At 70.0% G+C, this 21098-nt stretch carries 20 protein-coding genes and 1 pseudogene; 16 read left to right on the forward strand and 5 right to left on the reverse strand.

All coding sequences use genetic code 11. The features are described 5' to 3' along the window. The first annotated feature begins 11 nt into the window (after positions 1-11). Complete coding sequence (locus tag A3862_RS14410; RefSeq protein WP_043758812.1) at positions 12-959, forward strand: NAD-dependent epimerase/dehydratase family protein; 948 nt, start codon at positions 12-14, stop codon at positions 957-959. 329 nt (positions 960-1288) lie between these two features. Here the strand turns inward: A3862_RS14410 and ettA are convergent, their stop codons facing one another. The 4 genes from ettA to A3862_RS14430 form a co-directional block, all read right to left on the reverse strand. Then, positions 1289-2941 (reverse strand): energy-dependent translational throttle protein EttA, encoded by a 1653-nt coding sequence (gene ettA, locus A3862_RS14415; protein WP_043758811.1) that lies wholly within the window; start codon positions 2939-2941, stop codon positions 1289-1291. Positions 2942-3123: 182 nt separating this feature from the next. Next, positions 3124-3426 (reverse strand): hypothetical protein, encoded by a 303-nt coding sequence (locus A3862_RS14420; RefSeq protein WP_043758810.1) that lies wholly within the window; start codon positions 3424-3426, stop codon positions 3124-3126. Positions 3427-3434: 8 nt separating this feature from the next. Continuing rightward, the gene (locus A3862_RS14425; RefSeq protein WP_100793997.1) at positions 3435-4316 is read right to left on the reverse strand and encodes a DNA/RNA non-specific endonuclease; all 882 of its coding nucleotides are present in this window, start codon (positions 4314-4316) and stop codon (positions 3435-3437) included. Then, entirely contained in the window at positions 4316-4570 is a 255-nt protein-coding gene (locus A3862_RS14430; RefSeq protein ID WP_111473671.1) for a hypothetical protein, read from the reverse strand. Before A3862_RS14430 ends, A3862_RS14425 begins: the two co-directional genes overlap by 1 nt. Positions 4571-4772: 202 nt before the next feature. Here A3862_RS14430 and dxs point away from each other — a divergent pair. From dxs to dxr, 14 genes and pseudogenes are all read left to right on the forward strand, one after another. After that, positions 4773-6748 (forward strand): annotated as a pseudogene (gene dxs, locus A3862_RS14435) (1-deoxy-D-xylulose-5-phosphate synthase). Positions 6749-7060: 312 nt separating this feature from the next. After that, on the forward strand, positions 7061-7810 hold the full coding sequence (locus A3862_RS14440) for a pyridoxine 5'-phosphate synthase (protein ID WP_043382776.1): 750 nt from the start codon (positions 7061-7063) through the stop codon (positions 7808-7810). After that, complete coding sequence (gene acpS, locus A3862_RS14445; RefSeq protein ID WP_043758808.1) at positions 7807-8217, forward strand: holo-ACP synthase; 411 nt, start codon at positions 7807-7809, stop codon at positions 8215-8217. Before A3862_RS14440 ends, acpS begins: the two co-directional genes overlap by 4 nt. A 191-nt stretch (positions 8218-8408) precedes the next feature. Next, complete coding sequence (lepB, locus tag A3862_RS14450; RefSeq protein ID WP_100793996.1) at positions 8409-9194, forward strand: signal peptidase I; 786 nt, start codon at positions 8409-8411, stop codon at positions 9192-9194. Continuing rightward, a complete protein-coding gene (gene rnc / locus A3862_RS14455; protein ID WP_100793995.1) occupies positions 9191-9970 on the forward strand; it encodes a ribonuclease III in 780 nt (259 codons plus the stop codon). The genes lepB and rnc overlap by 4 nt, the downstream gene beginning before the upstream one ends. After that, complete coding sequence (gene era, locus A3862_RS14460; RefSeq protein WP_043351189.1) at positions 9967-10965, forward strand: GTPase Era; 999 nt, start codon at positions 9967-9969, stop codon at positions 10963-10965. The genes rnc and era overlap by 4 nt, the downstream gene beginning before the upstream one ends. A 149-nt stretch (positions 10966-11114) precedes the next feature. Next, a complete protein-coding gene (locus tag A3862_RS14465) occupies positions 11115-12020 on the forward strand; it encodes a class I SAM-dependent methyltransferase (RefSeq protein WP_043758805.1) in 906 nt (301 codons plus the stop codon). After that, positions 12017-12757, forward strand: coding sequence for a pseudouridine synthase (locus A3862_RS14470; RefSeq protein WP_043758803.1), 741 nt, complete (start codon positions 12017-12019; stop codon positions 12755-12757). Before A3862_RS14465 ends, A3862_RS14470 begins: the two co-directional genes overlap by 4 nt. 265 nt (positions 12758-13022) lie before the next feature. Next, positions 13023-14090: a 30S ribosomal protein S2 gene (locus A3862_RS14475; protein WP_012320390.1), complete on the forward strand. Its 1068-nt coding sequence runs from the start codon at positions 13023-13025 to the stop codon at positions 14088-14090. 118 nt (positions 14091-14208) lie between these two features. Next, positions 14209-15135 carry a translation elongation factor Ts gene (gene tsf / locus A3862_RS14480; protein ID WP_043382788.1) on the forward strand — a complete coding sequence of 309 codons (927 nt, stop codon included), beginning with the start codon at positions 14209-14211 and terminating at the stop codon, positions 15133-15135. Between the two features lie 457 nt (positions 15136-15592). Beyond that, positions 15593-16315: a UMP kinase gene (gene pyrH, locus A3862_RS14485; protein WP_043351203.1), complete on the forward strand. Its 723-nt coding sequence runs from the start codon at positions 15593-15595 to the stop codon at positions 16313-16315. Between the two features lie 115 nt (positions 16316-16430). Further along, complete coding sequence (gene frr / locus A3862_RS14490; protein WP_043351205.1) at positions 16431-16994, forward strand: ribosome recycling factor; 564 nt, start codon at positions 16431-16433, stop codon at positions 16992-16994. 20 nt (positions 16995-17014) lie between these two features. Continuing rightward, positions 17015-17872 carry a phosphatidate cytidylyltransferase gene (locus A3862_RS14495; RefSeq protein ID WP_043758800.1) on the forward strand — a complete coding sequence of 286 codons (858 nt, stop codon included), beginning with the start codon at positions 17015-17017 and terminating at the stop codon, positions 17870-17872. Positions 17873-17891: 19 nt separating this feature from the next. Then, the gene (gene dxr / locus A3862_RS14500) at positions 17892-19070 is read left to right on the forward strand and encodes a 1-deoxy-D-xylulose-5-phosphate reductoisomerase (protein WP_043351207.1); all 1179 of its coding nucleotides are present in this window, start codon (positions 17892-17894) and stop codon (positions 19068-19070) included. A 9-nt stretch (positions 19071-19079) separates the two neighbouring features. Here dxr and A3862_RS14505 read toward each other — a convergent pair whose 3' ends face one another. Continuing rightward, on the reverse strand, positions 19080-19718 hold the full coding sequence (locus A3862_RS14505) for a TetR/AcrR family transcriptional regulator (RefSeq protein WP_043351208.1): 639 nt from the start codon (positions 19716-19718) through the stop codon (positions 19080-19082). Between the two features lie 138 nt (positions 19719-19856). Here A3862_RS14505 and A3862_RS14510 point away from each other — a divergent pair, with 138 nt between their 5' ends. After that, a complete protein-coding gene (locus A3862_RS14510; protein WP_111473672.1) occupies positions 19857-21098 on the forward strand; it encodes an HlyD family secretion protein in 1242 nt (413 codons plus the stop codon).

Raw genomic sequence — 21098 nt, forward strand, 5'->3', positions numbered from 1 at the left:
GGGCAACGGCCATGCGCGTCCTCGTCACCGGAGCCGGAGACTATCTCGGCCGCCGCCTGCTCGAGGCGCTGCACAGGGGACTTCCGCCCGGCAGCTCCATCCTCGGCCTGGATCGGGCTCCGCAACCGCCCCTCGGCGGCGTGTCGCTGAGAGCCGTCGATCCGTTCGATGCCCACGAACTCGCCGAGACGATCGCCGCCTTCGACCCCACCATCGTGTTCCACTTGGCGGCGCTGGCGTCCGTGGCCCAGTCGAGCGAGACACCGTCCTATGCCTGGCGGGCCGAACTGCTCGGCACGCTGAACCTGGCCGAGGCGGTGGCGAAGACCCGCGCGGCCCTGGTGTTCCTCAGCTCGACCGTCGTCTACGGGGAGGCGTTCCGCGAGCAGGCACGTCCGGACGAGACCGTGACGCCGCGTCCCGACACCATCTCGGGCCGAACCAAGAACGCCTGCGAGTACATCCTGCGCGATGTCCTGGCGAATGCCGGCGTCAAGCATCTGGTGCTGCGACCATCGAACTACATCGGTGCGGGTCAGAGTGAGACGTTCGTGGTCGCCTCCTTCGCGGGGCAGATCGCCCGTATCGAGCGAGGCTTGGTGCCCCCGAGCCTGGAGGTTGGCGACCTCTCCGCCGGGCGCGATTTCGTCGACGTGGCCGATGTCACCGCGGCGTGCCTGCGCGTGATCGGACAGATCGACGACCTTCCGAATGGCGGAATCTTCAACGTGGGATCGGGAGTCGTGACGCCGGTCGCCGAGATCCTGGAGATGTTCCGCGGCATGACGGGCGCACGCTTCACCCTTCGGGTCTCGCCCGATCGGGTCCGGGCGGCGGGCGTGCGCAGCGAGGGCTGTGATTCCACGGCCTTCGCAACCGCCACCGGATGGACTCCAGCCATCCCGCTCTCGCGGAGCCTGTCCACGATTCTGTCGGAGGCCCGGGCGCAACTCGGATGAGGGCATATCGGGCGGCCGGCCGTCGATGCCGTCCCGGTCCCCGGGGTGGCACGCTCCGGCTCTGCAAGCGCTCCGGGAGCTTGCGCATCCGCCTTTCCCCCCGGGTGCAGGGGGGCACGACATCCGATCTCCCGATCGCTCCGTCATTCTGCAGCGCCGGAGCGCCGCAGAGGCTTTGAACCGGGGGCAGGGACCGCGCGACCGGCCGATGGATTCCTCCCGGCCGTGTTCAGAGCTTACCCGGGCGAGGTCCAGGGCTGGACCTCGCCCGTCAACGGCTATTCGGTTCCGGTTTCGCCGTTACGGCCCCGGAACGACGGGGCCGGTCCTCAGCGCGAGAACCGCTTGTACTTGATCTTCTTCGGCATGATCGAATCCGCCCCGAGCCGACGCACCTTGTCGGCTTCGTATTCGGAGAAGTTGCCCTCGAACCATTCCACGTGGCTGTCGCCCTCGAAGGCGAGGATGTGCGTCGCGATGCGGTTCAGGAACCAGCGATCGTGGCTGATGATGACGGCGCAGCCGGCGTAGTCCTCCAGCGCGTCTTCGAGGGCGCGCAGGGTCTCCATGTCGAGGTCGTTGGTCGGCTCGTCGAGGAGCAGCACATTGGCGCCGCCCTTCAGGGTCCGCGCGAGGTGCACCCGGTTGCGCTCGCCGCCCGAGAGCGTGCCGACCTTCTTCTGCTGGTCGGGCCCCTTGAAGGCGAAGGCCGCGCAATAGGCACGCGAATTGATTTCGCGCTTGTTGAAATAGATGATGTCGTTGCCGCCCGAGACCTCCTGCCAGACCGTGGCGTTCGGATCGAGGGCGTCGCGCGACTGATCGACGTAGCCGAGCTTGACCGTCTCGCCGATCTCGATCTTGCCGCCGTCCGGCTTCTCCTGGCCGGTGATCATCTTGAACAGGGTGGTCTTGCCGGCCCCGTTCGGACCGATCACGCCGACGATTCCGCCCGGCGGCAGCTTGAACGACAGGTCCTCGATCAGCAGCCGGTCGCCGAACGCCTTGTTCAGGTGCTCGAACTCGATGACGTTGTTGCCGAGGCGCTCGTCGATCGGGATGACGATCTGGGCCGCGGCGTCGATCTTCTGCGCCTGCCGGGCGACCAGCTCCTCGTAGCGGGTGATGCGGGCCTTCGACTTCGACTGGCGCGCCTTCGGGGAGGCGGCGATCCACTCCTGCTCGCGGGCGATGGAGCGCTGCCGGGCCATGTCCTCACGGCCCTCCTGCTCCAGGCGCTTCTGCTTCTGGACCAGCCACGCCGAATAGTTGCCCTCGTACGGGATGCCCTTTCCGCGATCGAGCTCCAGGATCCAGCTCGTGACGTTGTCGAGGAAGTAGCGATCGTGGGTCACAATCAGGATCGCGCCGGGATACTGGCGCAGGTGGCCCTCCAGCCAGTTCACCGTCTCGGCGTCGAGGTGGTTGGTCGGCTCGTCGAGGAGGAGCAGTTCCGGCTCCCACAGGAGGAGGCGGCACAGGGCGATGCGGCGCCGCTCGCCGCCCGACAGGGTGGCCACCGGCTGCTCGTCGCTCGGGCAGCCCAGGGCCTCCATGGCCTGGTCGACCTTCGAATCGAGCTCCCAGAGGCCCAGCGACTCGATTCGGTCCTGGAGCTCGGTCATCTCGTCGGCCGTCTCCTCCGAGTAGTTCATGGCGAGTTCGTTGTAGCGGTCGAGCATGGCCTGCTTCTCGGCCACGCCCTCCATCACGTTCTCGCGGACGGTCTTGTTCGGATCGAGCTGGGGCTCCTGCGGCAGATAGCCGACGCGCGCACCCTGCGCGACCCAGCCGTCACCGGTGTATTCCTTGTCGAGGCCCGCCATGATCTTGAGCAGCGTCGACTTGCCGGCGCCGTTGATGCCCAGGACGCCGATCTTGGCGTCCGGGTAGAACGACAGGTTGACGTTATCCAGGACCTTCTTGCCGCCGGTATAGGCCTTGGTCAGGCCCCGCATGTGGTAGATGAATTCGCGAGCCATCGCGGATCGTCCTCGGCGCGTTGTTCGGGACTGCGCGGATCGTGCCAGCGGCACGGGTCAGGCACGGGGGATCAGTCCCCGTCCTGGACGCGCGTCCCTAAGATATAGGAATGACCCTCTCGGAGTATCAGGCCCGCCAGGAAGCGGCAAGGACGGCCCGGCCGTCGCGGGGTGCCGATCTCTCAGGCGAACGGGTTCTTCACCGATCGCGGCGGCGCGTCCGGCGCCTCCGCCACCGCTTCGGGCAGATCGGAGGCCTCCAGGGTCTTCACGATCGCGTCCAGCGTCTTCCGGAGAAGCCGGGCCTGCTCCAGCCCGGTCCTGTCGCGGGTGATGTCGAGGGATCCGTGCAGGGCGATCCGGTCCGTGCCGTTCTCGAAGCTCAAGCTGCCGATGGTGCGCACGCCGGCATCGTCCGCGAAGGGCGTGAAGGCTTTCGGATCTTCCGTCGCGCCTCCGGAGGCGCGTTGCGTGTCCTTGGGCATGGGTCCTCTCAGAAGAACGAACGCAGCAGGTCGCGCAGGAATTTCCGCGCCGCTCGGGCCAGCTCGCGCTCCAGCCATTCCTGCCAGGTCTGCTCGTGCCGGGGCCGGCGCTCGTCCGCGCGGGCGAAAGCCTGGGGATCCGGGAGGCTCATCGCGGTCGCGCGAGCCGCTTGCGGCAGGCCGGGAAAGACGTCGATGCCGGATTCCCGGCGCAGATCGTCGATCGACAGCACGCGCCAATCCTTCGAATCGTCGTTCCGGGCGAGGTATGCTCCGGCCTCGCCGCTCGCCGGATCGTAGAGGGCCTTGAACAAGTGGGTCGGGACGAGCACGCCGCCCTTGATCTGCTGCACCGCGTCGCCGGAGAAGATCACACCGGTGACCACGAAGAGCGCACCGCGCCGGCTGGTCAGGCGCCGGGTGCCCTCCTCGATATCGGCCCAGAGCCCCCGGTTCAGGACGCGGTTCTGCGGCGTGATGTTGGCGAGGCTGAACGACTCGGCCTGGGCGCTTGCCGTCGGCATGTCGCCGGCCGGCGCGAGATGGCCCCGGTCGAACCCACTGCGGACATAATCCTCAAGGGCGGCGCGCTGGTCTTCCGGCAGGCGCGCCTCTTCGTGGAAGGAATCGTCGCGTGCCACAGCGCGGGCCGCAGCGATGCTGGCGCGGGTGAGGTGCTCGGCGGCGTAGAGGGGCGTGCGGGTCACGCCGGAATGCAGCACCGCGAAGGCCTCGAAGCACAGCGGAGTCGCTTGAACGGCGAGCTTCGGATTGGTGAGGACGGGCATCCGCCCATCGGCGAACAGCCCCGGACAGGCATCCTGGGCGCCGACCGGAACCGATCCGAGCGCGAGAACCAGGGCTGTGGCGATGAGAGCCGGCGCGCGCATCACCAGCAGACGCGGACCCGGCGCACACCCTCCGGGGTCGGGCGATCCCGCCAGGCGCAGGGCCGGCCGAGGGTGCCGTTGAACGGGCGGACATCGCGGTCCGGGCCGCCCGGGGCGACCCGGGCCGGGCACTTGCCCAGGAAGTTGCACGCGAAGTCGAGATTGCCGTCCAGCGGCCGCGCCGCGGCGTAAGCTTGGGCGTAAACCGTAATCGCGAGCGCGAGCAGGATTGTGCACAGACGAGCCGGATTCAAAGGCGAACCTCTTGTGGCGTTAAGGGCACGTGATTCAAAAAAGCGACGGCCCGACATTGATCGCGCCGCCGTTCATCCGTACCTGGCACTATCATGACAGCGGCGGACGGGCGGGTTCTAGCATGAACGCGTGCTCCCGGGGTGCTGGCGTTGCGGTTGCCACGGGCCCGTGACGGAGCCGTCGCCATATTCGAACGAACGGATGCGACCATTGGCACTCTCCCCTGAGCAATCGGCGTTGCTGGACCGTGTCCCGAATCCTGCGGCGCTGCGGCGTCTTCCGGAATCGGATCTTCCGGCTGTTGCGGAGGCGGTGCGCGCCGAGATGATCGACGCGGTGTCGATCACCGGCGGCCATCTGGGCTCGGGGCTCGGCGTGGTCGAGCTGACGGTGGCGCTGCACCACGTGTTCGACACCCCGACGACCGCATCGTCTGGGACGTCGGCCACCAGTGCTACCCGCACAAGATCCTGACGGAGCGCCGCGACCGCATCCGGACCCTGCGCCAGGGCGGGGGCTGTCGGGCTTCACCAAGCGCAGCGAGAGCGTCTACGACCCGTTCGGCGCCGCCCATTCCTCGACCTCGATCTCGGCGGCGCTGGGCATGGCGGTCGCGCGCGACCTCGACAACGCCACCGCCAAGGTGAAGGGCCGCCCGCAGAAGCGCCGCAACGCCATCGCGGTGATCGGCGACGGCTCGATGTCGGCCGGCATGGCCTACGAGGCGCTCAACAATGCCGGCGCCCTGCACTCGCGCCTGATCGTCATCCTCAACGACAACGACATGTCGATCGCCCCGCCGGTGGGCGCCATGTCGGCCTATCTGGCGCGGCTGGCCTCGGGGGCGCCTACCAGTCCCTGCGCGAGACCGCCAAGCAGCTCGGCAAGCTGCTGCCGAAGGCGCTCTACCAGCGCGCCGCGGCGGCCGAGGAATACGCCCGCTCGCTCGTGGTCGGCGGCGGCACGATGTTCGAGGAGATGGGCTTCCACTATGTCGGCCCGGTGGACGGGCACAATCTCGACCACCTGCTGCCGGTGCTCAAGAACGTCCGCGACGCCGAGCACGGCCCGATCCTGCTGCACGTCGTCACCCAGAAGGGCAAGGGCTACGCGCCGGCCGAGGCGAGCGCCGACCGCTACCACGGCGTGGTCAAGTTCGACGTGATCTCGGGCGTGCAGGCCAAGGCCAAGCCGAACGCGCCGGCCTACACGCGGGTGTTCGGCGAGAGCCTGATCAAGGCGGCGGATGCCGACGACAAGGTGGTGGCGATCACCGCCGCCATGCCGGGCGGCACCGGCATCGACCTGTTCGGCAAGGCGCATCCGGACAAGACCTTCGACGTGGGCATCGCCGAGCAGCACGCGGTGACGTTCGCGGGCGGGCTGGCCACCGAGGGCTACCGGCCGTTCGTGGCGATCTACTCGACGTTCCTGCAGCGGGCCTACGACCAGGTGGTGCACGACGTGGCGCTGCAGAACCTGCCGGTGCGGTTCTGCCTGGACCGGGCGGGTCTGGTGGGCGCGGACGGGGCGACGCATGCCGGCGCGTTCGACCTGGCGTATCTGTGCTGCCTGCCGAACATGACCGTGATGGCGGCCTCCGACGAGGCCGAGCTGGTGCACATGGTGGCCACCGCCCACGCGCATGATTCGGGCCCGATCGCCCTGCGCTACCCGCGCGGCGAGGGCGTGGGGTCGAGCTGCCGGAGCGGGGCGAGGTCCTGGCGATCGGCAAGGGCCGGGTGGTGCGCCGGGACGCGGAGGCGCGGGTGGCGATCCTCAGCCTGGGCACGCGGCTGGCCGAGGCCTCGAAGGCGGCGGACACGCTGTCCGAGCAGGGCGTGGCGGTGACGGTGGCGGATGCGCGGTTCGCCAAGCCGCTGGACGAGGCGCTGATCCTGGATCTGGCGCGGGACCACGAGGTCCTGCTGACGATCGAGGAGGGCTCGCGGGGCGGGTTCGGCGCGATGGTGCTGCACCTGCTGTCGGAGACGGGGGCGCTGGACGCGGGCGGGGTCCGGGTGCGGACGCTGACGCTGCCGGACACCTACCAGGACCACGACAGCCCCGAGAAGATGTACGCCGAGGCCGGCCTCGACGCCAAAGCCATCGTCAAGGCGGCCCTCGATGCCCTGCCCGAGCGGAAGGAAGGCCGGTCGCGCCTGCGCCTCGCCTGAGCGGGAGGGCCCTTCGGCCCCATGGATGACCGGGCGGGCCGCCTGTCGGGAAGGCCCGCCCAGGGATCTTGCTCCCTCGGCGCCGCCAATCCCGGCGGCGCCAGATCTCCGGAGTGATGATCCTCGTCCCCCAGATCGCCGTCTTCCGCGATGACGGGCGCGCCAGCCGATCGGTAAGTGTCGCGGCCCCGGCCGTCTTGCCGGCGCGCGCGATCCTCCGCATATCGCCGGCACGGGGTGAGGGCGCGCCGCGCCTTCCGAACCCTGCCGGTAAGCCTGTCGCATCGCGCCGACACGGGGACGAACGAGCGGATGACCTCCGAAAAGCTGCGCCTCGGCGTCAACATCGATCACGTCGCGACCGTCCGCAACGCCCGCGGCGGCGATTACCCGGACCCGGTGCGGGCGGCGCTGCTCGCCGTCGAGGCGGGCGCCGACGGCATCACCGCGCATCTGCGCGAGGACCGGCGCCATATCCGCGACACCGACATCGCCGCGCTGAAGCGCGGATTGTCCGTGCCGCTCAATTTCGAGATGGCGGCCACCGACGAGATGGTGGCGATCGCGCTGGCCACGCGGCCCCATGCCGCCTGCCTCGTCCCGGAGAAGCGCGAGGAGCGCACCACCGAGGGCGGGCTCGACATCGTCGGCGGCCGGGAGCACCTCGCGCCGCGCATCCGGACCCTCGCGGAAGCCGGTATCCGCGTCTCGCTGTTCGTCGAGCCGGAGCCCGCGGTGATGGACGCCGCCCATGCCCTGGGGGCGCCGGTGGTCGAGTTGCACACGGGCAGCTACTGCGAGGCCGCCCTTGAGGACGATGACGGCCGCACGGCCCACGAACTCGCCCGCCTCCGGCGCGCAGCCGAGCACGGGGCCGGCCTCGGCTTGGAGATCCATGCGGGTCACGGGCTGACCCTCGGCAGCGTCGGGCCGGTGGCGGCGCTGCCGCAGATCCGGGAGCTCAATATCGGCCATTCGCTGATCGCCGACGCGATCTTCGTGGGGCTCGACCAAGCGGTGCGCGACATGCGGGCCGCCATGGATCGGGCCCGGCTCGCATGATCGTCGGGATTGGGTCGGATCTCTGCGACATCCGTCGGATCGCCCGGACCCTGGAGCGGCACGGCGCGCGCTTCACCCACCGGGTCTTCACCGAGGGCGAGCGGGCCCGCTGCGACCGGCGGGCCGCCCGTGCCGAGGGCTACGCCCGCCGTTTCGCCGCCAAGGAGGCCTGCGCCAAGGCACTGGGGACGGGTTTCAGCGCCGGCGTGTTCTGGCGTGACATGGAGGTGGTGAACCTGCCCTCCGGACAGCCGACCCTCCGGCTGGCGGGCGGTGCGGCCGCGCGGCTCGCGGAACTTCTGCCGGCCGGACACGCGGCGCGCCTGCATGTGAGCCTCACGGACGATCCACCGATGGCACAAGCCTTCGTGATCATTGAAGCCCTGCCGGTCTCTGTCGCCGGTTGAGGCTGCCATCGCGGATTAGCCGGCCCCGGTCGCGCGTTGCGGGGGGCTCGCGCATGGTCTAGACCGCCGCTCACAGCGGACACGATTGCGGCGCATTCCTCGGGCCAACCGCACATCAGCAAGCCGCGCGCGGCGGGGCTGCGCCCCGCTGGCGGCAGGTGACGAACCTCAACCAAAGACGGAACGCGCGCGTGGATTACGACGGCAAGCCGCTCAGGAAACCCGCCGAGACCGGCACCTGGGCCAGCATCCGCGAGACGCTGAAGGTCGGCATCCAGGCGCTGCTGATCGCCCTGGTGGTGCGGACGCTGCTGTTCCAGCCGTTCAACATCCCCTCAGGGTCGCTGGTGCCGACCCTGCTGATCGGCGATTACCTGTTCGTATCGAAATATTCCTACGGCTACTCCAAGTACTCGCTGCCGCTGTCGGAATACATTCCGATTCAGGCCGAGGGCCGGATCTGGGGCGCCGATCCGAAGCGCGGCGACATCGCGGTGTTCAAGCTGCCCAAGGACAATTCGACCGACTACATCAAGCGCGTGATCGGCCTGCCGGGCGACAAGATCCAGATGATCGACGGCGTGCTCAACATCAACGGCAAGGCGGTCAAGCGCGAGCGGATCGCCGATTACGAGACGACCGATCCCTACGGGCAGCCCACCAAGGTGCCGCAATATATGGAGACCCTGCCCAATGGCGTGGTCCACCGGGTGATCGAGCGCGACGGCGACAATGGTTTCTGGGACAAGACCGAGCTGTACACGGTCCCGCCCGGTCACTTTTTCATGATGGGCGACAACCGCGACAACTCCACTGATTCGCGCGACCTCGCCAATGTCGGCTACGTGCCCTTCGCCAATCTGGTCGGGCGCGCCGAGATGATCTTCTTCTCGATCGACGAGGGGACCCCGGCGTGGCAGGTCTGGAACTGGCCGGCCCACGTGCGCTGGTCGCGCCTGTTCACGACGATCCATTGACCGGTTCGGACTTGGACGACGCCGCGCAGCCCCGGGCCAACGCCCGATCCCGTCGGGCCCACAAGCCGCGGCCGCCCCTGAGCGCGCTCGAGGAGCGGATCGGGCACAGCTTCGCCGATCAGGACCTGCTCACCCGTGCCCTGACCCATACCAGCAAATCCAGCGGTCGGGGCGGCAGCTACCAGCGCCTGGAATTCCTCGGCGACCGGGTGCTCGGGCTCGCGGTCGCCGATCGCCTTTACGGCGCCTTTCCGGAGGCCGACGAGGGCGATCTCTCCCGGCGGCTCGCCGCCCTGGTCCGGCGTGAGACCTGCGCGGTTGTGGCCGCGTCCTGGGAGGTCGGACCGCACCTGATCCTCGGCCAGGGCGAGGTGATGGGTGGCGGCCGGCGCAATCAGACGATCCTCGCCGACGTCTGCGAGGCGATCCTGGGGGCGATCTACCTCGACGCCGGCTTCGACGCCGCCCGGGCGGTGGTCGAGGCGCATTTCCGCCCGGGCGAGCCGACGGCTGCGGCACGGGGCCGTGACGCCAAATCGGCCTTGCAAGAATGGGCCATGGGCCGCAGCCTGCCGATCCCCACCTATGCGGTGGTCGAACGCACGGGTCCCGACCACGCGCCCCGGTTCCGCATCGCCGTCCAGGTCGAGGGCCTCGAGCCCGGTCTCGGCGACGGCACCTCGAAGCGGATCGCCGAGCAGGCCGCCGCCCGGGCGCTGATGGAGCGAGAGGGAATCGGAGCCTCCGCGGATGCGGGGCCGACGGAGACAGCATGAACACGCACGAACCGGACGATCACGACGCGCAGGACGGCCCCGGCGCCATGCCGGGCCAGGAGCCCGCGCGCGATCCGTCCATGCTCCCGGGCACGCCCGCCGACGCCCGGGCCGGCTTCGTCGCGCTGATCGGCGTGCCGAATGCCGGCAAGTCGACCCTGCTCAACAACCTCGTCGGCACCAAGGTCTCGATCGTCTCCCGGAAGGTGCAGACGACCCGGGCGCTGGTGCGGGGCATCCTCATCGAGGGCTCGGCCCAGGTCGTGCTCGTCGACACCCCCGGCATCTTCGCGCCCAAGCGCCGCCTCGACCGGGCGATGGTGCATTCGGCCTGGAGCGGCGCCGCCGATGCCGACGCGGTCTGCCTGCTGGTCGATGCGCGCAAGGGCGTCGATGCGGAGGTGGAGGCCGTGCTCGGGCGGCTCGGCGAGGTGAAGCGCGAGAAGCTGCTGATCCTCAACAAGATCGACCTGATCCCGCGCGAGCGCCTGCTCGACCTCGCCGCCAAGCTCAACGCCGCGGCGCCCTTCGCCGAGACCTTCATGATCTCGGCGCTGAACGGCGACGGCGTGGACGATCTGCGCCGCGCCCTCGCGGCCCGGATGCCGCCGGGCCCCTGGCTCTATCCGGAGGATCAGGTCTCGGACGCGCCGCTGCGCATGCTCGCCGCCGAGATCACCCGCGAGAAGATCTACGACCGGCTTCACGAGGAACTGCCCTATCGCTCGACGGTGGAAACCGACCAGTGGCAGATCCGGCCCGACGGGTCGGTTCGGATCGAGCAGACGATCTTCGTCGAGCGGGAGAGCCAGCGCTCCATCGTGCTCGGCAAGGGCGGCCAGACCATCCGGTCGATCGGGCAGGCGGCCCGCGTCGAGATCGCCGAGGCGGCCGACGCCAAGGTCCACCTGTTCCTGCACGTGAAGGTGCGGGAGAACTGGGCCGACGATCCGGCCCGCTACCGCGAGATGGGCCTCGAATTCCCGCGCGGCTGACGACGGGGCCGCGCCCGGGAGGCTGGGCTTCCCGGCCGGTTCCGGTATAAACGCGGTGTTCCCCCGGATGAACCGAGTCGGGCGCGGGCTTGCCCCGCTCCGCCGCGGATTCGCGTTCCGGCGTTGGCTCTCCAGATCCCGAACCGTTCATGCGCCATGCCGTCTACGGCCTGCCGCCGGCCGACCTCGCTGAGGTTCCCGGCGACGCCGTCCAGCTTTCCCCCATGATCCCCGGCGCCGCACGGCTTGAGGATCTGTCCGAGAACAGCCTCGACGCGGCCACGGTGCTCGCGCCGCCCGGAACGGTCGAGCGGCGCTACGTGCTGGCCCAGGTGCTGCGCGCCCTCGGGCCGGGCGGGCGCATGGTCGCCCTGGCCCCGAAGGACCGGGGCGGCACCCGTCTCGCCAAGGAGCTGACGACCTTCGGCTGCGCCGCCGCAGACCAGCCGCGCCGGCATCACCGGATCTGCACGGCGGAGCGCCCGACAGAGCCGGCCGGCCTCGCCGAGGCGATCGATGAGGGCGGTCCGCGCCATGTCGACAACCTCGCCCTGTGCACGCAGCCCGGAATCTTCTCGTGGGACCGGCTGGATGCCGGCACGGCGCTGCTCCTGGCGAATCTGCCGGCCTTCAAGGGCCGCGGCGCCGATTTCGGCTGCGGCCTCGGGATCCTGTCCCGAGCGGTGCTGGGATCGGACGCGGTCACCGCCCTGACGCTGGTGGAGATCGACCGCCGGGCCGTCGAGATGGCCCGGCGCAACGTCGCCGACCCGCGGGCCACGATCCACTGGGCGGATGTCCGGACGCCCGGCGTGGTGCCGGACCAGCTCGACTTCATCGTCACCAATCCGCCGTTTCACGAGGCCGGAACCGAGGACCCGTCCCTCGGCCGCGCATTCATCGCCCGGGCATCCGAGGTTCTGCGGCCGGGCGGCATGCTCTGGCTCGTGGCCAACGCGCATCTGCCTTACGAGGCGCCCCTGCGCGCGGCGTTCCGGAGCGTCTCCGTCGCCGTGCAGGCGAACGGCTTCCGCGTCTACGAGGCGCGCCGGTGAGCGCAGCCAAGTCCGTCCGGCTCGACAAGCTCCTCGCCAATCTCGGCTACGGCTCGCGCCGCGAGATCCAGACCCTCGCCCGCGCCGGCGCGATCCGCCTCGATGGCGCGGATCTGGTCGATGCCGGCGACCGGATCGCCCTCGACCCGGATCTGCCGGACCGGCTGACGATCGACGGCGCGCCCGTCGATCCGCTGCCCGGCCTGTGTCTGATGCTGCACAAGCCGCTCGGCGTGACCTGCTCGCACAAGGAGGCCGGTCCGCTGGTCTACGGGCTTCTGCCGGAGCGCTGGCGCCGCCGTGACCCGCCGCTCTCGACCGTCGGGCGGCTCGACAAGGAGACCTCGGGCCTCCTGCTGCTGACCGACGATGGCGCTCTGCTGCACCGGATCATCAGCCCGAAGGCGCAGGTGGCCAAGCGCTACCGCGTCACCCTCGACCGGCCGCTGACCGGCGGGGAGGCGGCGGTCTTCGCCGCCGGCACGCTGATGCTCGAGGGTGAGGACCGCCCGCTGCTGCCGGTGCACCTCGACGTCGCCGATGCCACGCATTGCGCGGTGACGCTGACGGAGGGCCGCTACCATCAGGTCCGCCGGATGTTCGCCGCCATCGGCAACCACGTCACGGCCCTGCACCGGGATCGGGTCGGCGGCCTCGACCTGCCGGCGGATCTGGCGGCGGGGGATTACCGGGTGATGACCGCCGGGGACGTGGCGGCGGTGTTTGCGGCTGCGTGAGCCGTCCCGTGTTCGAGGGCGACCAGCGCGGCGACCGGGCAAGATTGACGCAAGACTGACGATTGCGCCGACGACGGCCGGGGCCTGGATGCCGATCGCGCGGCCCCCGTTCCGCGCCTTGCCTTCGCACCCGGCCTCTGCTAAGCGCCGGCCCATCCCACACGCGGAGCCGGCCTCATGCCTGAATGAGGCGTTTCCGGTGGTCGTCCGAGATCTCGGACGGCCGCATCCCTCCGCGGCGGATATAACCGGAGAGTACACAGACATGGCCGTCGATTTCTCTATGCGTCAGCTCCTCGAGGCGGGGGCGCATTTCGGTCACCAGGCGCACCGCTGGAACCCGAAGATGCAGCCCTACATCTTCGGAACGCGCAACAACATCCACATCATCGATCTGGCCCAGACCGTGCCGGCGATGCACCAGGCGCTGCAGGCGGTGAGCGACACCGTCGCCAAGGGCGGCCGCGTGCTGTTCGTCGGCACCAAGCGCCAGGCGGCCGACACGATCGCCGAGGCGGCCAAGCGCTCGGCCCAGTACTACGTCAACTCCCGCTGGCTGGGCGGCATGCTCACCAACTGGAAGACGATCTCGGGTTCGATCTCGCGCCTGCGCAAGGTCACCGAGACGCTGGAGACCGGCGGCCCGGGCCTGACCAAGAAGGAGCGCCTGATGCTCTCCCGTGAGAAGGAGAAGCTCGAGAAGGCGCTCGGCGGCATCAAGGACATGGGCGGCGTCCCCGACCTGCTGTTCGTGATCGACACCAACAAGGAGCAGCTGGCGATCAAGGAGGCGAACCGCCTCGGCATCCCGGTGGCCGCCATCGTCGACACGAACTGCAACCCGGACGGCATCAGCTACATCGTCCCGGCCAACGACGATGCGGGCCGCGCCATCGCGCTCTACTGCGACCTGATCGCCAAGGCCGCCATCGACGGCATCTCGCGCGCCCAGGGCTCGTCGGGCATGGATCTCGGCGCCTCCGAGGAGCCGATGGCCGAGGAGCTGCCCGCCAACGACGACGCGGCCGTCACGGTCGAGTCCGACGCCCTCGACCCGGCCGACGTGGCGATGCTCGCCGAGTCGACCGAGCATTTCGAGCTGCTCGCCGCCCCGCGCGGCGCGCCGGACGACCTGACCAAGCTCAACGGCGCCGGCCCGCAGATCGTCCAGAAGCTGAACGACGCCGGCATCTACCACTACTGGCAGCTCGCCGCGATGACCCCCGAGGACGTTGCCAAGGTCGACGCCGACCTGAAGCTCAACGGCCGCATCGACCGCGATTCGTGGGTCTCGCAGGCCCGTGGCTTCGTCGAGGCCGCCGCCGCAGCCTGATCCATCGGGACTCCGCGGCGGCACCGTCATCGGGCCGTCGCGGTTCCAGGCATACCGGGCCCGGCCGCTCACCCGCGCGCCGGGCCTCTCGCATCCAGACCACACGAAAGGGACCGCCATGGCCAACATCACCGCCGCGATGGTGAAGGAGCTCCGGGAGAAGACCGGCGCCGGCATGATGGACTGCAAGGGCGCGCTCAACGAGACGCAGGGCGACATCGAGGCCGCCGTCGACTGGCTGCGCAAGAAGGGTCTCGCCAAGGCCGCCAAGAAGGCCGGCCGCGTCGCCGCCGAGGGCCTCGTGGCCGTCGAGTCCGCCGGCCACCACGCCGCCGTGGTCGAGGTGAACTCCGAGACCGACTTCGTCGCCCGCAACGACGCCTTCCAGGCCTTCGTCCGCGAGGCCGCCAAGATCGCGCTCAACACCGACGGCACGCTGGAGGGTCTGCAGGCCGCCCATTTCCCGGGCGCCACCGAGACCGTCTCCGAGAAGCTGCAGAACCTGATCGCCACGATCGGCGAGAACATGAACCTGCGGCGCGTGGCCAAGCTCGAGGTCAAGAAGGGCGTGATCGCCTCCTACGTGCACAACCAGATCTCCGAGGGGCTCGGCAAGATCGGTGTGCTCGTGGCTCTCGAGTCCGAGGGCGACGTCGAGGCGCTCTCGGCCCTCGGTCGCCAGATCGCCATGCATGTCGCGGCGACCAACCCGGTGGCGCTCGACGCCTCGGGCGTCGACACCGCCACGGTGGAGCGCGAGTCGAACATCCTGCGCGAGAAGAACGCCGGCAAGCCGGACCACGTCCTCGCCAAGATCATCGAGAGCGGCCTGAAGAGCTACTACAAGGAGGTCACCCTCCTGGAGCAGCCCTTCGTGCACGACGGCTCGAAGACGGTGAGCCAGGTTCTCAAGGAGGCCGGCTCGAAGGTCGGCGGTCCGGTCACCCTGACGGGCTTCGTGCGCTACGCCCTCGGCGAGGGCATCGAGAAGGAAGAGGGGCCGGACTTCGCCACCGAGGTCGCCCAGCAGGCCGGCCGCGCCTGATCATCGTCCGCGATCGCCCGGCGCGCCGGGCCGCCGAGAGACGAGCCCCGTCCGGCGCGAGCCGGGCGGGGCTTCGCATTTTCGGGCGCGCCAAAGCGTTCCACGCCGGACCGTGTTGCGGCGCACACGCCGTTTCGCGGCGCTGCGCTATGTCGTGCCCATGCCTTTGAAACCCTTCTCCTACCTGATGATCGGCGTGTTCGCCTCAGGTCTCGTTATGACCGTTCTCGGCGCCGTCGGCGTCCTGACCGGCAGCTGAAAACCGGGTGCCGGCCTGATCCACGATCAGGCCGGCGCCTCGCCCGTTGACGGATGGTCCTACCGGGATTGGGCCATCTCTCCCGTATGATTCGACCGATGTGCCCCGCCGGATCGGCCCGAACCCCTCGACGGAACTCCCGCGTCTGACGTAGAAGCCTCCCGGTTTGCGCGACGCGGGATGGAGCCGGGAAACCCGATGCCGGATACGACGCCGTTTCGCCGGATATTGCTGAAGCTATCGGGCGAGGCCCTTGCAGCCCCTGACGGGTACTGGTTGCATCCGCCGACCCTGGCGGGGCTCGCCGAGGACATCGCCCGTACCATCGAGGCCGGCGCCGAGATCGCCATCGTGGTCGGCGGCGGCAACATGATCCGCGGAGCGCGGATCTCGGCGGCCGGCTGGATCGACCGGGCCACCGGGGATTCGCTGGGGATGATGGCCACCGTCATGAATTCCCTGGCTATCGAGACCGCCCTGAACGCCGCGGGCGTCCAGGCCCGCACCATGTCGGCGGTGTCGATGCCGACCATCTGCGAGACCTACGCCCGCCAGCCGGCCTTGCACCACCTCGACAAGGGGCAGGTGGTCGTCCTCGCGGGCGGCACCGGGAACCCGTTCTTCACCACCGACACCGCCGCCGTCCTGCGCGCCGCCGAATTGCGCTGCGACGCGGTTCTGAAGGCGACGCAGGTCGACGGCGTTTACACGGCCGATCCCAAGAAGGATCCGAGCGCGACCCGCTACGACCGCATCACCCATGACGAGGCCATCGCCCGCGATCTCAAGGTGATGGACACGGCGGCCTTCGCGCTGGCCCGGGAGAGCCGGCTGTCGATCCTCGTCGGATCGCTCCATCCGCCGAGCTCGATTGCCGGCATCCTGTCGGGCGAGGCCCCCTCGACCCTCGTGGCTCCCTGACGACGCGGCTGTGATGCCGCCGCGACCGTTTGCGGCCCTGAAAAAATTCGTCCATTGAGGCCGCGATTGCCCGCGCCGGGCTCAAGATACCGTCAGACGTCTCGGGACGACCACCATGGCCACACCGGAATTCGATCTCAACGACCTCAAGCGCCGGATGCAGGGCGCCGTGTCCTCGCTCTCGAAGGATCTCGGCTCGCTGCGCACCGGGCGCGCCACGCCGTCGCTCCTGGATCCGATCCAGGTGGATGCCTACGGATCGATGATGCCGATGGCGCAGGTCGCCACCGTCAGCGTGCCGGAGCCCCGGCTCCTGTCGATCTCGGTCTGGGACCGCAGCATGGTCACCGCCGTCGAGAAGGCGATCCGCGAATCCGATCTCGGACTCAACCCGCAGACCGAGGGGCAGACCATCCGGCTCCGCATCCCCGAGATGAACGAGCAGCGCCGCAAGGAGATGGTCAAGGTCGCCCACAAGTACACCGAGGAGGCCCGCGTCGCCGTGCGCCACGTCCGCCGGGACGGCCTCGACCATCTGAAGAAGCTCCTGAAGGACAGCGCCATCTCGGAGGACGACGAGAAGCGCCAGGCCGCCGACGTGCAGAAGGCGACCGACCAGTTCATCGCCGAGATCGACGGCGTGCTGGCCTCCAAGGAGAAGGAAATCATGCAGGTCTGAGGCGAAGGGACGGGACGCGCGTGACCGCCGCCGCCGCACCGGCCGCGCGTCCCTCGGGACGGCGCGAGCTGTGGCTGCGCGTCGCCTCGGGCCTCGTGCTCGGAGCCGGCGTGCTGGCCGCACTCGTCTATGGGGGCTGGCCCTTCGCGGGGATCTGGCTCGCCGCCGGCATCATCGGATTCGGCGAGTGGATGGTGATGAGCCGCACCGAGCCCCGCGAGGTTCTGATCGCACTGGGCGCTGCGACGCTGGGCGCCCTGCTGCTCTGCCAGCGCGGCGGTGCCCCGACACCGGCCTGCATCGCAGTCCTTGTACTCGGCGCCGCGGCCTGCGCCACGGTGGCGCGGACGCCCGGGGGCCGGTTCCGCGCGTTCGCCGGTGTGCTCGGCGCGGCGGCGATCGCGGCGGTGCCCGTGGCCCTGCGCGACGATCCCGCCATCGGTCTCGTCGGTCCGGCCTGGATGTTCGCGGTGGTCTGGTCCACCGACATCGCCGCCTATTTCGCCGGCCGGAAGATCGGCGGCCCGAAGCTGATGCCCCGGGTCTCGCCCAACAAGACGTGGTCGGGGGCCCTCGGCGGCCTCGTCGGCGCGGTCGCGGCCGGGACGCTGGTCCCGGTGGTCGCCGACCTTGCCGGGATGCCTCTGCCCAGTGCCGCCTCCCTGCCGGTTGTGGCAGGCGTCAGCGCGCTCGCCTCCGTCCTGAGTCAGGCGGGGGACCTGATCGAATCCGGTCTCAAGCGCCATTACGGCGTGAAGGATTCCGGAAAGATCATCCCGGGCCATGGCGGCGTCATGGACCGGCTCGACGGATTCTTCGCGGTCGCCGTGCTGGCGGCCCTCTATCTCGCCCTGCGCGGGGGCGGTCTGATCGCGTGACGATGAGGGAGTTGAACCCGTGACCCAGGTCGTCACCGTCTTCGGCGCCACCGGCTCGATCGGCCGTTCCACCGCCGACCTCCTCGCCCAGCATGCCGACCGGTTCCGGGCCGGCGCCCTGGTGGGGGGCAAGGATCCCGTCGCCCTGGCCAAGGTCGCGCGGGAGCTGAATGCGTCCTTCGCGGCACTGGCCGATGAATCCGCCGGCCCGGCCCTCGCCGAGGCCCTGTCGGGCTCCGGCATCCCGAGCGGGGCGGGGGAGGCGGCCGTCATGGAGGCGGCCGCCCGCGACGCCGACATCGTCGTGGCGGCGGTGAGCGGGGCGGCAGGGCTGAAATCGACCCACGCCGCCCTTCGGCTGGGCCGCAAGGTCGCGCTCGCCAACAAGGAGAGCCTCGTCTGCGCCGGCGACGCCTTCATGCGCGACGCTGCCCGCTACGGCGCCACGATCCTGCCGATGGATTCCGAGCACGACGCCCTGAGCCAGGCGCTGGCCGGCCGGCCGCTCGCCGACGTCCGCACCATGATGATCACGGCCTCGGGCGGCCCGTTCCGGACCTGGACCCGCGAGCGCATCGCCGCCGCCTCCGCGGCCGAGGCGGCCGCCCATCCGACCTGGTCGATGGGCATGAAGATCAACATCGATTCGGCGAGCCTGATGAACAAGGGCCTCGAACTGATCGAGGCGCACCATCTGTTCGGGATCGAGCCCGAGCGCCTGGACGTCGTGGTGCATCCGCAATCGGTGATCCACGGCCTGGTCTACTGGCTCGACGGGGCGGTGACCGCCGAGCTGGCGCTGCCCGACATGCGCGTGCCGATCTCGCACTGCCTCGGGCTCGGGGACCGGCTCACCATCGAGCGCGGTCGGCCCCTCGACCTCGTGACGCTGGGTTCGCTCACCTTCGAGGCGGCGGACGAGGCGCGTTTCCCCTGCCTGCGGATCGCCCGGGCGGCGCTGGCCGCCGGCGGCGCGGCGCCGACCGTGATGAACGCGGCCAACGAGATCGCGGTGGCGGCCTTCATTGCCGGCCGGATCGGCTTCTACGGGATCAGCGATCTGGTCGAGCGCGCCTGCACGCACTTCGCCGGCTCGTACCGCACCGCACCGGCCGACGTGGACGAGGCGCTCGCCATCGACGCCCACGTCCGGATCTGGAGCGCCGAGGCCCTGCCGGAGTTGCGCGCCGCCGGCTGAACCTTCGCCTCAGCGCGCCGGGCCGTAGCCGGCCAGGAACACCCGCACCGCCTCGTCGATCTGATGGCGCATCTCGGCCTCGCCGGCGATGCCGCCTGCCGCGAACAGCAGGCGCGTCAGCAGACCGGCCTGGCAGAGGTGCAGGAAGTGTCGGGCCGCGAGTTCGGTGTCGGCGATGGTCAGGCGTCCCGCCTGGACCTGCGCGTCGAGATAGCGGGAGAGGCGGTCGACGCCGCAGGCCGGACCGGCCTGATAATAGACCTGCCCGAAGCGGGGAAACTTCTCGCTCGCACCGATCACCATGCGAACCAGCGAGACATGCTCCGGCCGGCACATCTCGGTCAGGAAGCTCACCCCCAGCCGCGTGAGCACGCCCGGCACATCGGGATCATCCGCATCGAGCGTGAACAGGGCTTCGGCGAGGCTGGCCTTCTCCTGCGTCGTCAGCGCCTCGAACAGCGCCTCCTTGCTCTCGAAATAGACGTAGAGCGTGCCCTTCGAGACGCCGGCCGCGCGGGCGATCTCGCCCATGCTGGCACCGTCGAACCCCGCCGACAGGAACACAATCCGCGCACCCTCGAGGATCTGCTGCCGCTTGTCGCCCTCGTGCTGGGCCTGACCTCGCTCCAGAACCGCACCCTGAGCCATCATCCCGCTCCGCGCCCGTGGCGCCGCCACGCTTGACCGAACCGTTCGGTCAAAATAATCTGCGGCTTCTGCGGGGGCGCGTCAAGCCGTGCCTTGTTATTGACCGAACCGTTCGGTCATTGATGTCGAGGCGCTGATATGTCCCTTCGCGAGGACGCTGATCGGCCCAATTCCGGTCTTGAGGCCGGAATCGAGGCCAGAGACGAGGAGCGCGCGGAGCACCCTGCGCAGGCCTCAGTCACGGCACCTCTGCCGAGGCCCGTGCCGGACGAGGCGGTCCCGGCGCGCAAGCGTCCCGTCAGGCGGCTCCTCCTGCTCGGCCTCCTGACGGCCGCCCTGGGCGGCGGCGCCTATGAAGGGTGGCAGTGGTGGACCGTCGGGCGGTTCTTCGTCTCCACCGACGATGCCTACGTCCAGGCCGACATCTCCGTTCTCGCGGCCAAGATCCCGGGCTACCTCCAGTCGGTCCCGGTGGTGAACGGCCTCGCGGTGAAGAAGGGCGACGTCATCGCCCAACTCGACGACGGCGACTATCGCCTCGCGCTCCAGGCCGCGCAGGACAAGCTCGCCACGCAGGAGAGCACCATCGCGCGGATCGCCCGGCAAGCCGAGGCGGCCCAGGCGCAGGTCGCCCAGGCCGCCGCGCAGCTCGACGCGAGCCGCGCCGACGCCGTTCGCGCCCAGGCCGATTTCACCCGGTCGATGCAGATGCAGGCGGATTACGTCGCCAAGTCGCGCATCGACCAGACCCGCGCCGACCGCGACCGCACCGAGGCCTCCGTCAAGGCCATGGAGGCCGGCCTCGTCGCGGCCCGCGCCAATGTCGACGTCCTCCACGCGCAGAAGCGCGAGGCGGAGAGCCTCGCGGCGGAACTCCGCACCGCCGTCGACCGGGCCCGCCGCGACCTCGACTTCACGGTGATCCGCGCGCCCTTCGACGGAGTCGTCGGCAACAAGGCCGTGGAGGCCGGCGCCTATGTCGGGCCCGGCACGCGGATCGCCGCGCTCGTCCCGCTCCAGAGCGTCCGGATCGACGCGAACTTCAAGGAGACCCAGGTCGAGCGCATGCGTCCCGGCCAGCCCGTGACCGTCACGGTCGACGCCTATCCGGACCGCGAGATCCACGCCGTGGTGGAATCGTTCTCGCCGGCCTCCGGCTCGGTGTTCAGCCTGCTGCCGCCCGACAACGCCACGGGCAACTTCACCAAGATCGTTCAGCGCCTGCCCGTCCGGGTGAGGGTGCCCGAGGACGTCGCCCGCGAGGGCCTGCTGCGGCCGGGCCTGTCGGCGGTGGTGCGGGTCGATACCCGCATCGGCGCGGACCGCTCCGTCCTCGACCGCGCTTCCGCGCCGCGGCCGGTCAACACCGCGAGCCGCTGA

The organism is Methylobacterium sp. XJLW (assembly GCF_003254375.1).
Classification (GTDB): Bacteria; Pseudomonadota; Alphaproteobacteria; order Rhizobiales; family Beijerinckiaceae; genus Methylobacterium; species Methylobacterium fujisawaense.